The following is a 12,839-nucleotide window of genomic DNA, read 5'->3' on the forward strand; positions in this document are numbered from 1 at the left end:
CGCATCTTGTCCTATTGGAGTGAGTGAATGGAACTTTTGTCATATGGCGATAACGGCTGGGGCGATGACCTGCTCTGGGCAGCTGTGCTCACAATCCAGCTAGCGCTTTGCGCCGTCACACTTGGTTTTTTCCTTGGCATTGGCCTTGCCGGAATGAAAGTTTCGAGGTTTGCTCCTCTTAGATGGTTCGCCGAAACCTACACACTCATCATTCGCGGTGTTCCTGAGTTTCTAGTTCTCTTGCTCGTGTTCTTTGGTTCGGAAGCTGCATTGAATTCTGGGCTTGCTCTAATCGGGTCTAACGTCACTATTGAAATTCCTAAGTTCCTCGCAGCAGTTCTTGGATTAGGCGTCATTTTTGGTGCCTATAGCTGCGAAGTCTTTCGCGGTGCTTATCTTGCTGTTCCAAACGGTCAAATTGAAGCTGGCAAAGCAGTCGGCCTTTCAAGTTTTCAAATCTTATGGAATATCCGCTTCCCACAATTATGGCGCTTTGCCATTCCAGGCCTCGGCAATCTTTGGATGGTCATGATCAAAGATACTTCCCTTGCAGCTGTCATCGCTTTGGATGAATTGCTTAGGGTTGCTAAAGTCGCCGGCGAAGCGACACGCAATCCGCTCTTGTTTTTGCTTGCTGCCGGCCTGCTCTATCTCATTATGACATCCCTATCTGACATCATTCGCGCTAAGGCAGAACGCACTGCCAAACGAGGCTACACATCATGAGCTGGTATACAGATATAAAATATGCCGTATCCGATGGTGTGTGTGCCGTTGTATCACCCGTCGCACCGAAGGGCCTAGCTGACTATTGTTCGCGATTTGCTGACGGGTTTATCGTGACCGTCGAACTCCTGTCACTTGCGTGTTTTTTAGGATTTATCCTTGCTGTCATTATTGTCCTTGCACGACTGTCACGCTTCAAGACATTGTCTGTCGTCGCAACAGGTTATTGTTATCTATTTCGCGGCACACCGTTGCTGGTCCAACTCTGGATCGCCTATTTCGGTATTGGCGCTCTAGGTCAAGAAACAGTCGGTCCGTTGTGGTTCATCCTATCGGATAGTTGGCTTGTTGGACTAATGGTCCTCACCCTCAACACATCAGCTTATGTGGCTGAAATTTTGCGCGGAGGGTTGGTCAACATCAACAAAGGCCAGATGGAAGCTGCAAAAGTATGCGGCATCTCATGGTTTAATGCCATGCGGCATATTCTATTTCCTCAAGCTCTCCGCATCAGCTGGCCTGCCTATGGCAATGAAGTGATTTTGTTGATGAAAGGCTCAGCACTCGTATCCACAATTACAGTTTTGGATCTGATGGGCCAGACCAGAACCGTATTTGCAAGAACCTACTCACTCGACATCTATCTATATGCGGCCGTTCTTTATCTGGTCTTAACGGGCGTCATCACCCTTTTGCTGAAAACAATGGAAAAACGTTGGGCAGGACAATAAAGCTCAATCTAAATTTGGAAATATGGCTACCCACAAAGAAAATCCATTAAACGTCCAATTTTGCATTGTAAATAAAGGTCTTGTTTCTTCGGGCTTTTAAATTTCGACAAACACCAAATGGTCGCATTCCTCTCGTCTGAGACCTTTATCTAACTTTTTAATTTGGTCACCAGTCAGCATTGCCGAAGTTTGGTGTCGCTACCTATTCAGGAAAACGAATGGCAGCTTTTGGGAAACAGCAATCAAGTTTGTATAATTCTCTAAACGGCATCTTGGGGCCGACTGTCCCAAAGCTCAAACAGTGTTTTTGTTTTGAAATCTATATGGATCAGGGTTTTCATGTCTGAGAAAAATAGTGTTCCCCATCAGTGGCTTCGCACAGAAAGACTAAGTTTAAGGGAGGCCAGCTTAACATCATCCATGTCAAATTACGACTGCGACAGATCGCAAATATGTTGTACTTCCCTACTGCGCATGACAACGCTTCGTTGTCGTGGAGACTATTTTTAGGTCGACCGGACACAATTGAGGTCATATGTGCCGCATGACTGAATTGGGCCACTGTCCAATCACTCGCCTTTGGAAAACTTGGGTGCGAGGATGACGGATAAGTTTGAGCATCAAAGAATGGTCAAGGCCACACTGCCTCCGAACTACTGCCTCAGCTGCGTCGGTGTTAGACTTCTTCTTAACGATGTTTGCTAGGTCAAAAATTGCTGAGGCATAGCCAACTGGGACCGTCTCGTCTTCTGGTTTCGGCACCCAATTATTGTGTTGATGTATTCTGAACCATCGTTCCGGAATTTTTAGGCAGCTAGCTAGGAAAAAACCATTTCCTGCCAATGGTCCGAATTTCTCCTTTATCGATGCCTCTGATGGTGCTTCAGGCATATGTTTCAAACTGCTTACTAGCAGAGCGCCGCGAGCAATATGAACTGTTCTATTCGAAACACTGTATAATTCACCTGAACTCTTTTGAACGAGCAATTTTTGAAAACTAACTTCGGGTAGCATATCCCAATAAGCGCAAACTTCCTCTGAGATGGGTAGCATTCGTTTCCGCATCGCATTTAGAGTCTCAAAGAACATTAGGCGTCGAAAACCAAGAGAAGTTGGTTCAAAGGTAACATTGGTGCGTACTCCACGAACTGGTAATCTAGGCAGGAGCCTTCGCAAAGACATAAGCATCTCTGTGAACTCTAACAGCTCCAACACTGTAGCTGCAGCAATGTCCGGTTCGAGATTTTTATCTAAGGCAACTTTCGACAAAGCCACCAACCCTAGGACGTCAGAAAACGCTTCGCCTTTCTGGAGCGATCGCAGGTGATGCCATCTGGCGGCGAATTTAGTGCCGAGAATAATATCCCCACAAAAAGCACCTTCCTTATCAAACTTCTGAATACATTCTGGCTTCAAGAAGTTGAAATGTTGTCCTTCAGAAAAATTGCTTGGTTCGGTTTCATTGCTTTTATATTTGAACGATATCCATTCAAAAATATCTTTTAGGGCCCCTCTATCATTAGTAGTGAGATGTCCTATCTCGTGCCCAGTGACAAAAGCCAATACGAGCCCTGAAGTTAACGCTTCAAAAGCAGCATTACTGGGAGCCATTGGTCTAGCGATTTCTGGAAAAGATTTGTTCGACCTGGAGTATCGCCGCAACCGATCATTCGCCTTTTTGGCCACTAGCAGTGATAATCCTGGATACCCAGAATTATAGCAGGATTCTGCCGCTCTAATCATAAACTCGAGGTAAGCGAAAATAGGCCTTTCAAATAGTAGGCTCTTCGATAAGAGAAAACTGACTGCATTGGCTTGTTCAACATCAACTAGTGCCAATTTTTTAGTCGCAAGCGAAAATGAAGTGCTGGACCATTCCAATGTTGATACCGGCAACACACGGATATCTTGATCCTGAAGCTCAAATTTCTCTCTGAGAAAAGCTGTTGTTGATCTGACTTGAGTACGGTCATGTAAAACAACTGGTTGTGCTACTTTGCGGGGAAACAGTGATTTAACTGTAGCCCGCTCGGACGGATTTAGTCCGCTAAATGTGCTCATCGATAGCTGCCAAGAGTTGTTTCAGCTGCGATGGTTTTAGATTTTTCATACGAATTGTCGTATCATCCTTTTGAATTTCCAGTTCACCCCTCTTTGCGACCAAGTATCCAAATACCGCAGTAACAATGGGAGCAATATAGGGGGACATGGACACCGTCCAAGCAGCAACCGCGGCGCCATCGAAGTTGTCCAAAAGTACCGGCTCTCCAAGGTCAACTTCTGGATCTAATGCTTCTGCTATCCGCATGTCTTTCCAATGATCTCTGAAGTTGCTAGTCAGATCAGAGGGAACTTTTAACACGATGATGCTCACGTAAGCCTCCTAAGTTAATAAATCGATCTGCAAGGATTCAGCTAGCAGCTACGATCTTCTAAGTCATGCCAAATATTTGGTTTTGACCATATTTCTAAAAGATACAGAGATTGTATAAAAAATACTTTTCTTTTCACTCAATCAAGTAATGAATGGCAGCTTTCGGGAAATCTCAATGCAACATCCGAACTGAACTCGAACGTCCGCTTCGGGCCGAAAGCCAAACTTCCAAACTTGGCAGAAAGCTAGCGCTTCATACCAAAGGCAATCACATTTCCATCTGATTGCTCCCCAGTCACAATCTCGCCCAGCCTCATCGCCCAAGCATCCAGCGCCCGTCGTTTTTCTTTTAGATAATCATTCCGGTCATAAGTTCCCGTTATCGCCGCGCCTCCTCCTAGATCACCAGAGTGACCTAACACCTGAGATACGACAAACCTCGGAATACCGACACGCTCGCTCGTAAGATTTGTAGCCCTGTCCTTCGCAAATCATGAGGCGTTGCATTCTCAATATCCATCACATCACCAATGCGGCTCATAGCCCTTGTGAAGCCCCTTCGATCAATGTGCTTGTCTTTGTCCCGGGGCGATGGGAAGAGATAACCATCTCCGTGAAGGGCAATAGCGTATTTGATGAGCTTCATTGCCTCATCTGACAACGGTACTAAGTGAATGCGCTTTGTCTTCATGCGCGAAGCTGGAATTGTCCAAAGCTTCGCTTCAAAGTCGATTTCGCCTGTATGAATACCACAAACCTCTCCGCCACGCTGGAGGGTCACACAAGCCAATCTGAGAGCAATTCCCATCTCGATGGAAAGCTGCAAGCCCTTAACGTCTGAAGACTTCTCACAGGCGATCCAGAAGCGTCTAAGCTCATCGTCCGTCAAAACACGATCTCGAGACTTAGCTGCTGGCACTTGAATATCTAAAGCCACGTTGACAGCGACAAGCTCCTTTCGAACAGCATACGAGAGAAATTGCCGAATAATATTTCTACAATATCGGCCATTGGAAGGGGCGTGTCTCGATTGCTTGGATACGAATGCTTGAATATCAGGTTTTGTCAGGTCCGCGATGGCGACAGATCCAAACACAGGTTTGACAAGTCGGTCATAAATTCGACGTTCACCTGCAAGCGTACCCTCCCGTTTAGGCTGGGCATTTCTGCGATGGAGACCCATCGCTGCATCGTCAAAGTAGGCTTCAGCCAAACCATCAACTGTACGCAGCGCTTCGGCAGCTAGCCTCGCTCTTTCCTTCTTACGTTCAGCAACGGGGTCTTTATCGCTTGCCACTTCGCCAACAAGTAGCTTTGCCTTGAGGCGCGCATCTGCCAATGAAATCATTGGATAACGACCAAGCGTGACCCGGCACTGACGATTGGCCGCGTTGCGATATCTAAAGGCCCATGTCTTCACACCAGTGGGCGTAACGCGAATTGTGAGGCCCGAAGTCTTGGGATCAGGAATTTCCTGACGCTTACCTTCAAGCGGTTTAAGCGCCTTCACCATCGCATCGTTGAATGTCTGCATATCTCTCAAACCATCAATCGGGGTTCCACAACCCCTATACCAACCCGCTGGGGTCACACTGGGGTCACGAAAAACTAAGTTCTCATGGGTTTTTGTGAGCACTACTGATTTTTAGATAAACAGAAATAACGAAGAAAAACAATAGGTTTGATCTCTTTTGATAATTTATGAAAACCGAATTCACCTATTCTACGAATCTAGGGGTCGGGAGTTCGAATCTTCCCGAGCGCGCCATTTTCTCAGATATTTCTGATATATTTTTCAGTACCTTAAAAGGTATTTCGTTACCTATTCGATGTCCGGTCACACTTTGACATGAGGTCCTCGGTCACCATCGGGTCACTCGTTTTGGGATCGGACAGGTGGAAGCGGGAGAACTATGGGGCTTTAATAAAACTGGAGGGCAGCATTGGACCAAGACCAGCGGTAATTGTGAGAACTGTTCTTGGATCGATTGCATCCTTATCACTGGAGCATCATGAGTAGATCATTCGTTCTTTCGTTTCATCATTTGCTCTTTGATTGGAAATTAGAGGAACACCCACAAATCAAACGGGAATACATGATATATTTTAGAACTTGGAGATTTATTATTCCCCATCACCCTCTAGGTCGGTTGAAATACGGCTTATCTGACACCGCCGAGATTCCTAACATGACTTAAAAAGCAGCATTGTGATCGATAGCTGTGCAACCGAACCCATTTAATATTTTGCTTTAGAGTGCTAATAATATCAAAAATATATGCCCGAACAATCTTGAGTTACCTTATTGCCTGACACTGCAAAACACATACCGCAGCGATTGCGGGACAATCTAGACGTTCTTCTAACGTCCATTTATCCCGATCATCATAGCCCTAAATTGCAGGATGCTATTTTCCAAGTTTTTTGGCCAGAAGAAACGAGAGCTGACACCAACGGCCCTAGGCGCCGAGGGCGCTCTGCTTCCAATTCTATTTGGAGCGAAAAAGACAATTACCTCATCACTTATGGGAACACATTTGTAGATGGCGAGCACAAACCGCTCGATCTGCTTTATGATTTTCTAAATCGGGAAATTAAAGACGTCATATCTGGCGTTCATATCTTGCCGTATTTTCCCTACACATCCGATGATGGTTTTGCTGTTGTTGATTATCTAACAGTCGATAGTGGTCTGGGTGCTTGGGAAGATATCGGGCGGATATCAGATGATTTTCGATTGATGTCTGACCTTGTGATAAATCACTGCTCTAGCCAAAGCAAAATGTTTAATGCCTACCTGCAGGGACACAAACCCTACGATAAGTTTTTCTTTGAAGCCTCACCTGATGATGATCTTTCTATGGTCATAAGGCCACGTGCTCATGAATTGTTACGCCCCGTTGAGACTGCAACTGGGACAAAGCATGTTTGGTGCACTTTCAGTCATGACCAAGTCGATTTTGACTTTTCAAACCCTGATGTTCTTATCGAATTTCTTCGTATTTTGCGCTTTCATATAGACCGGGGCGTTCGCACGTTTCGATTAGATGCAGTAGCATTTTTATGGAAGGAAATTGGCACGTCGTCTATCCATTTGCGACAAACACATGAGATCATTCGTATTATGCGTTTGCTCACAGACTACTGTGAAGAAACTCTGATTTTAATCACTGAGACAAACGTCCCGCATTTCGAAAACTTAAGTTATTTTGGCAATCGGAATGAAGCGCATGTCGTCTACAATTTCTCACTGCCGCCGCTCTTGCTGCATGGTCTCCTTAATGGCACATCGCAATACCTCAATGCATGGCAGATGACGATGCCCCCAGCCCAGCAAGGCTGCACATATTTCAATTTTACAGCCTCACATGATGGCATCGGACTTCGCCCTGCTGAAGGCCTCCTCAGTGATGACGAAATATCAAGCATGATTGAAACACTTAAGGGTTTTGGCGGATTGGTTAGTATGCGTAAAGCCAATGATGGCAGCGAGCGCCCTTATGAAATAAATGTCGGCCTATATGACGCGCTAAAAGGGACGGTTAATGGCGAAGATGAGTGGAACAATCAAAGGTTCTTATGTGGCCAAACCATTGCAATGGCCCTTGAAGGCATCCCTGCTTTTTATGTTCATTCCTTGCTTGCAACACCAAATGATCATGAAGGCGTTGAAAAGGCCTGCCATAACCGTGCGATTAACCGGCATCGTTGGGATTATTCTGAGTTATGTGAATTGCTCAGTCAGCCAACATCACGTCAATCCATTGTTTTGAGCAAGATGAAGCGCCTGATCAAAATTAGATCAGGACAGCCAGCATTTCATCCCAATGCAACACAATTCACCCTACAGCTAGGGGAAGCATTATTTGGTTTTTGGCGTCAAAGCATGGACCGCTCACAGAGTATTTTTGCGATCCATAATTTAACCAGCAAAAATCAGAGTATTGCCACTGTTTCATTAAACCTAATCGGGGGCGATCAATGGACTGACCTTCTGTCAGGAGACGTTATCTCCGATACGGACAGCTCCATCACATTTGCTCCCTATCAATGTCGCTGGATTACCAATCGTCGATGATCAACAGCCCGCACCAAAAGACCAAGAAAGTCATTGTCTTCACTGACCTTGATGGCACTCTGCTCAATCACGACAACTATTCGTACGATAGTGCTTTGCCCGCACTTCATTTTCTGAAAACCAATGAAATTCCTCTCATACTTGCATCAAGCAAAACAGCTGCCGAAATAATCAAGTTGCGAAAAGAACTAGGGTTCCAACATTGCGAAGCAATTGTTGAAAACGGCGCAGGCATTCTGGAGCCAGATGATGAACGCCAAAGTGATGCCCCGACACACCAAAAGCTCAAAGAAATACTGGATGCTTTGCCAAAAGATCTTCGTGCGGCTTTCCAAGGTTTTTCAGATTGGAGTGTTCGAGATGTTATCGAAAGAACGGGGCTGTCTGAAAATGGCGCGATGCTCGCCAAACAACGGCAGTTTTCTGAACCGGGTCTTTGGTCCGGTAATAACAAACAATATTTAGCGTTTAAAAATGCACTTGAGGGAAAAGGTGTCAGCATTCAGCAAGGTGGGCGTTTTACAACGCTTTCATTTGGGAATGATAAATCCGACCAAGTGCGCACTATTATAAACAGATATGAAACGACGGGCACTAAAGTTTACTCCATTGCTCTTGGAGACGCGCCCAATGACATTGCTATGCTAAAGTCAGCTGACCTTGGGATCGTCATCCCAAATCCGGCGAATGCGGGTGTTTTAGACCAAGCAAACGCTGAAATTAGCAATGTTTTGCATGCGGATGAACCAGGGTCGCTAGGTTGGGGCAAAAGTCTGTTAAAAGTTCTAAGTGAATTAAATGCGGAGGATATAGAATAATGGCAGATTTCCATCAAAACGGCAGTGTGACAACGCTCCATAACCTTACCCGTGTCCCTTTGGATGAGATGGAAAGGCAACTGTTAGAATTTTCTAGCACGCGCAAGATTACTCTCATTTTACCATGCCTTTTTTCAGAACTTGAAGGCCCTGCACTATCCGGAATAATCGACGAACTATCGGATGCCGCCTACATCAACCACGTTATAATCGGGTTAGATCGTGCAAATGAAGAACAGTTTAAATACGCTCAAGAGTATTTTTCGCGGTTGCCACAACAGCATGATATTTTATGGAATGATGGCCCAAAATTAAGTGCGATCCACAAAGATTTAGCTGATTCAGGATTAGCGCCAAAGGAGCCAGGCAAAGGACGCAATGTCTGGTATTGCATTGGCTTTGCACTCGCATCACGCAACTGCGATGTTGTCGCACTACATGATTGTGACATCACGACATATTCGAGAGAGATGTTGGCCCGTCTTGTCTACCCAGTCGCAAACCCAGCTTTTTCTTATCAGTTTTGCAAAGGGTATTACCCACGCATAGCTGACGGAAAACTAAATGGCCGCGTTTCGCGCCTTCTTGTTTCACCACTTTTGATGTCTTTGCAAAAGACGTGTGGGCATCAAGATTACATAGAGTACCTTCAAGGTTTTCGCTATCCGTTGGCCGGTGAATTTGCGATGCGTACCAGCATTTTACCAGACATCCGTATTCCTTCTGATTGGGGACTTGAAATTGGTGTCCTATCTGAAGTGTGGCGCAACCTTTCAAACCGTGCGGTTTGTCAGGTCGATATCAGCGATGCTTATGACCATAAACATCAAGATTTATCGCAGGATGACGCGACCAAAGGATTGTCACGCATGTCTGTAGATATAGCCAAAGCATTGTTTAGAAAACTTGCAACCGATGGTGTCGTTTTCAGTCAAGAGACATTTCGTACAATTAAAGCAACCTATTACAGGACCGCTTTGGACTTAATCGAGATGTACCACAATGATGCGATTATCAATGGCCTTCATACGGACCGCCATACGGAAGAAAAAGCCGTTGAACTGTTTGCTGCAAATATCGTGGAGGCGGGCCACAAGTTCCTAGAAAACCCAATGGAAACGCCTTTCATTCCAAATTGGAGCCGCATCCAATCTGCAAATCCCGATCTGCTGCGTTTGCTGCATGATGCTGTTTTAAAAGATCGCAATTAATCAAACTCGCCACGCAATATGCCTAAAGACACCTCAACCTGAATGGCGAACCAGCCCTACCCCTTGTGGACCGTCTTGACAGGGTTCTCGTGAGGGGATGGTCCGGAGATGGTCTGCATATAATGCGTCATCCTGTCAGGTCCTGTTTGGACCGTATCTCGGAGGTGGAAATAGACGTGTTGACGGGATGACACGGGTATAGTTCGAGACGGTGCCACGGGGGTCTAGTTGGATTAACGAGGGCTCTGGACCGTTATACCGGGCAATCGGGAGAGGGTGATCAGGTGCAGAAAAAAGGGGTATCAGCGGGCCGGTCTGAATTCATCTTAAAAACAATGTATAACACAACGGATGGTCGGGAAAAACTCAGAATATAAAGTTAGAATCAGCTGATAAACTTGTTTTCTATCAGCTGATCTGTTGAACCTTTAATTGTGGAGAGTGATCCATACATCAGGTCGATAGAGGTTACATTGCTTTCATCAATCCGATGGTTCAGGCCGTTGATAGATCGCGTAAAACTGTTTTCTTGCCCATCTAGGCTACGGTTGGCTTTATACCACGATTTTATAAGAGCGAAGGTTGCTCGTGCACGGTCTGTTGCAACACCCCGAACAGCTCCCAATTGAAGGCCGTGGGGAGTTTTATTATAAAGTTCCTGAAAAACCATCCCCGCCGTCAATCGTTCCGACTGAGTTGTAGCTCCACGCAATATGCAATGGCAAAGCGTTGATACAGCATCAGGAAGGATCGGGTGGTGTTGTCTTAATACCTCCTCTAGTTCTTCAATGCTTTCACATCGCTCTATAATTTGGGCGAGATCAAATCCATGCACCCCATGTTTTTCAAGCAATACTGAAAGAGCTTCTTGCGTATTTTCGTTGAATTCAGCACTAAACGGCATCATCGCATGTTTTGCTTGCTCAATAGCAAAATAACGGTCCTGTGTATTAAAGAAGGTCAAGGAACGCTGGACCATAGTTAGCATCGCCTTTTCTGCTGTATGTGAACTCCCGTCTTGATTTATCTGTACGGATTCAAAATCATAACTTTGTTGCAGCCGGTCAATTGAAATTGCAAAGAGCTTCGCCGCAACATGGAGATCAACTTCGTGTTTTAAATCAAAGTCGATCGCTTGAATTTTCTGCGCCAGATACTGCCACCACTTCTCCAAAAAACGCGATTGGTGTCTTCTAAAACAGCGCTGTATTGAGTTACGTCATCCTCATCATCCAATTCTGCACTATGAAGAGACAAGCGCCAACTTTCATAGATTCTCAGCCTCTTCTTGAAGGCGTGAAGCTGACTTTATGCTTTGCAAAACTGCACTGAGGGAAGGCCCTTTTTTTTAGTTAGTTGTTGAAACGCATGTTCAAGGGCGTAGAATTCACCACAGTTAAGCATCGCTAAAATATATTCAAAATATCCACCATTTGCGTCTTTAAATTGCTCGCCAATATGCCATGCCATAGCATCACGTTGGGCGTATCGTCCTAATATTTTGTATACTCGAGAATTTGTGAACCTCCTGCGCTTCTCGTTTTGTTTGACAACAAGAACCGCAAGCGATTTTTCTGCTTGCCTAACAATTTGATCAGCCTTTTTTTCGTCAAAAACTACGTGATCAGACGGCTTGGTAATGCGATGGAACACGTTTTGATAGTTTGTCATCAACTTGCTGAAAGTCGCCAAAGCCTCTTTTCCCAACGTCACGGGTCGAGTTAGTTGGAACGGCGCAAGATAGGTTGATCCAATCGTCAACAATGGCAATATGTCTTTTTCTGAGAACAGCCGGTCCGTTATAGCGTCGCTCGTTCTCTCAACTTCAGCCCTATAATCATCGTCTAACTTGTCGTTTTTGGAAATACCGAATAGCGCCGCGAAAGATACATGCAGCTTACTTTGTTTCGTTTCTTCTGCATCGATGCGAAAATGATCGATCTCAGGACCGATGTGAGTAAGAATTATATCAGCGGTGGCGGCCTTTGTTTTAATCGATGACGCATCTTCAAGTGCTCTAAGAAGCACTCTATCAACAATCGTGCGAGTTGGAGCGTCTAGAATTATGATCAGACTCTTATGCTCTGGTTTTGCGGCAATCAGTTTATCAAGAGCAACATGATCTTCTGGATGCCATTCTTGAATATTGCGAACAATAAGCGTTGCAATGTCACCCGAATTATAAAGCTTATGCTTTGCCCATTTAAGCCACGCCCTGCCATGCAATTTGTCTGGAAACCATTTCCACGCCCAACTAACCCTATCGCGCAAAAATTCAGGAATTTTCAGTTTCAAATGAGTGGGTAAATGCGTATTCAGCAAAAGTGTAAGAAGGGCTGCTGGGATCAGAGTAATCGCAAAAGTTTCAACAAGCCAGGATGCGTTTACCCATCGCAAGATCCCCCACAAGCTAGACCAAATCGTTTGCACGAACGGGTAACCAAAATCGACAAGAGCCTTATCAAGAGCGGCAATGATTTCAGAAAGTTGGATAGCACCTATTGCCGCTATACATAGACAAGCCAAGCTCAACAGAAAGCGCATGTCACGAAAAAGTCGATCAAATCGCTTACACCATCGCATAAAAAAACCTGGAACTGGCGGCTCCATAAAACCAAGCGTCGGCTTCACCGCCTCAAGTGCTTCAATGGTGCGTTGACTGTAATCAACGGTCAAACACGTTCCCAGCACATTCGGGTTTTCTTGAACTTTGCGGTTAAGAGCTTTACGATGAAGCGAAACAATAAAGTCGTTATTCTTACTGACCTGAGACCCAACTCTCCTCCAGTTGTTTGGAGAATTCGCCGGTTGATTTATGGCCTTATGCAGCCTGTTTTTGCAACACCATTTTCATGGCGAATTCATTGGGGGTAATGTTGCCCAGTGATGAATGCGGTCTTT

The 12,839-nt window shown here is 45.2% G+C and carries 11 protein-coding genes; 5 read left to right on the forward strand and 6 right to left on the reverse strand.

Annotated features, from left to right (window positions below; all coding sequences use genetic code 11):
• Positions 1-27 precede the first annotated feature (27 nt).
• Entirely contained in the window at positions 28-726 is a 699-nt protein-coding gene (locus tag ABJO30_05490) for an ABC transporter permease subunit (protein ID MEP3232261.1), read from the forward strand.
• A complete protein-coding gene (locus ABJO30_05495; GenBank protein MEP3232262.1) occupies positions 723-1,457 on the forward strand; it encodes an ABC transporter permease subunit in 735 nt (244 codons plus the stop codon). The genes ABJO30_05490 and ABJO30_05495 overlap by 4 nt, the downstream gene beginning before the upstream one ends.
• Before the next feature lie 531 nt (positions 1,458-1,988).
• Here the strand turns inward: ABJO30_05495 and ABJO30_05500 are convergent.
• The 4 genes from ABJO30_05500 to ABJO30_05515 all read right to left on the reverse strand — a co-directional run bounded on the left by ABJO30_05500 (position 1,989) and on the right by ABJO30_05515 (position 5,365).
• Positions 1,989-3,518 (reverse strand): hypothetical protein, encoded by a 1,530-nt coding sequence (locus ABJO30_05500; GenBank protein MEP3232263.1) that lies wholly within the window; start codon positions 3,516-3,518, stop codon positions 1,989-1,991.
• The gene (locus tag ABJO30_05505; protein ID MEP3232264.1) at positions 3,505-3,831 is read right to left on the reverse strand and encodes a hypothetical protein; all 327 of its coding nucleotides are present in this window, start codon (positions 3,829-3,831) and stop codon (positions 3,505-3,507) included. Before ABJO30_05505 ends, ABJO30_05500 begins: the two co-directional genes overlap by 14 nt.
• A gap of 245 nt (positions 3,832-4,076) precedes the next feature.
• A complete protein-coding gene (locus tag ABJO30_05510; protein ID MEP3232265.1) occupies positions 4,077-4,253 on the reverse strand; it encodes a hypothetical protein in 177 nt (58 codons plus the stop codon).
• Positions 4,247-5,365: a tyrosine-type recombinase/integrase gene (locus ABJO30_05515; protein ID MEP3232266.1), complete on the reverse strand. Its 1,119-nt coding sequence runs from the start codon at positions 5,363-5,365 to the stop codon at positions 4,247-4,249. Before ABJO30_05515 ends, ABJO30_05510 begins: the two co-directional genes overlap by 7 nt.
• A gap of 771 nt (positions 5,366-6,136) precedes the next feature.
• On the opposite strand from ABJO30_05515, the gene ABJO30_05520 reads away from it, so the two are divergent.
• From ABJO30_05520 to ABJO30_05530, 3 genes are read left to right on the forward strand one after another with little or no spacing between them, the layout of a single operon-like run.
• Entirely contained in the window at positions 6,137-7,909 is a 1,773-nt protein-coding gene (locus ABJO30_05520; GenBank protein MEP3232267.1) for a sugar phosphorylase, read from the forward strand.
• Positions 7,882-8,727, forward strand: a complete 846-nt coding sequence (locus ABJO30_05525; GenBank protein MEP3232268.1) for an HAD hydrolase family protein — start codon at positions 7,882-7,884, stop codon at positions 8,725-8,727. Before ABJO30_05520 ends, ABJO30_05525 begins: the two co-directional genes overlap by 28 nt.
• Complete coding sequence (locus ABJO30_05530) at positions 8,727-9,938, forward strand: glycosyl transferase (GenBank protein ID MEP3232269.1); 1,212 nt, start codon at positions 8,727-8,729, stop codon at positions 9,936-9,938. The genes ABJO30_05525 and ABJO30_05530 overlap by 1 nt, the downstream gene beginning before the upstream one ends.
• A gap of 385 nt (positions 9,939-10,323) precedes the next feature.
• On the opposite strand, the gene ABJO30_05535 is transcribed toward ABJO30_05530, so the two are convergent.
• Both ABJO30_05535 and ABJO30_05540 read right to left on the reverse strand, forming a co-directional pair.
• Complete coding sequence (locus ABJO30_05535; protein ID MEP3232270.1) at positions 10,324-11,112, reverse strand: hypothetical protein; 789 nt, start codon at positions 11,110-11,112, stop codon at positions 10,324-10,326.
• A 134-nt stretch (positions 11,113-11,246) separates the two neighbouring features.
• Positions 11,247-12,569, reverse strand: coding sequence for a hypothetical protein (locus tag ABJO30_05540; GenBank protein MEP3232271.1), 1,323 nt, complete (start codon positions 12,567-12,569; stop codon positions 11,247-11,249).
• Positions 12,570-12,839: the final 270 nt, after the last annotated feature.

The organism is Hyphomicrobiales bacterium, from assembly GCA_039973685.1.
Taxonomy (GTDB): Bacteria; Pseudomonadota; Alphaproteobacteria; order Rhizobiales; family JACESI01; genus JACESI01.

Excerpts from the sequence above, each read along its gene's own strand:
- ABJO30_05500 (MEP3232263.1), bottom strand. The coding sequence starts at position 3,518 with ATGAGCACATTTAGCGGACTAAATCCGTCCGAGCGGGCTACAGTTAAA.
- ABJO30_05515 (MEP3232266.1), bottom strand. The coding sequence starts at position 5,365 with ATGCAGACATTCAACGATGCGATGGTGAAGGCGCTTAAACCGCTTGAA.
- ABJO30_05525 (MEP3232268.1), top strand. The coding sequence starts at position 7,882 with ATGTCGCTGGATTACCAATCGTCGATGATCAACAGCCCGCACCAAAAG.
- ABJO30_05530 (MEP3232269.1), top strand. The coding sequence starts at position 8,727 with ATGGCAGATTTCCATCAAAACGGCAGTGTGACAACGCTCCATAACCTT.
- ABJO30_05495 (MEP3232262.1), top strand. The coding sequence starts at position 723 with ATGAGCTGGTATACAGATATAAAATATGCCGTATCCGATGGTGTGTGT.
- ABJO30_05490 (MEP3232261.1), top strand. The coding sequence starts at position 28 with ATGGAACTTTTGTCATATGGCGATAACGGCTGGGGCGATGACCTGCTC.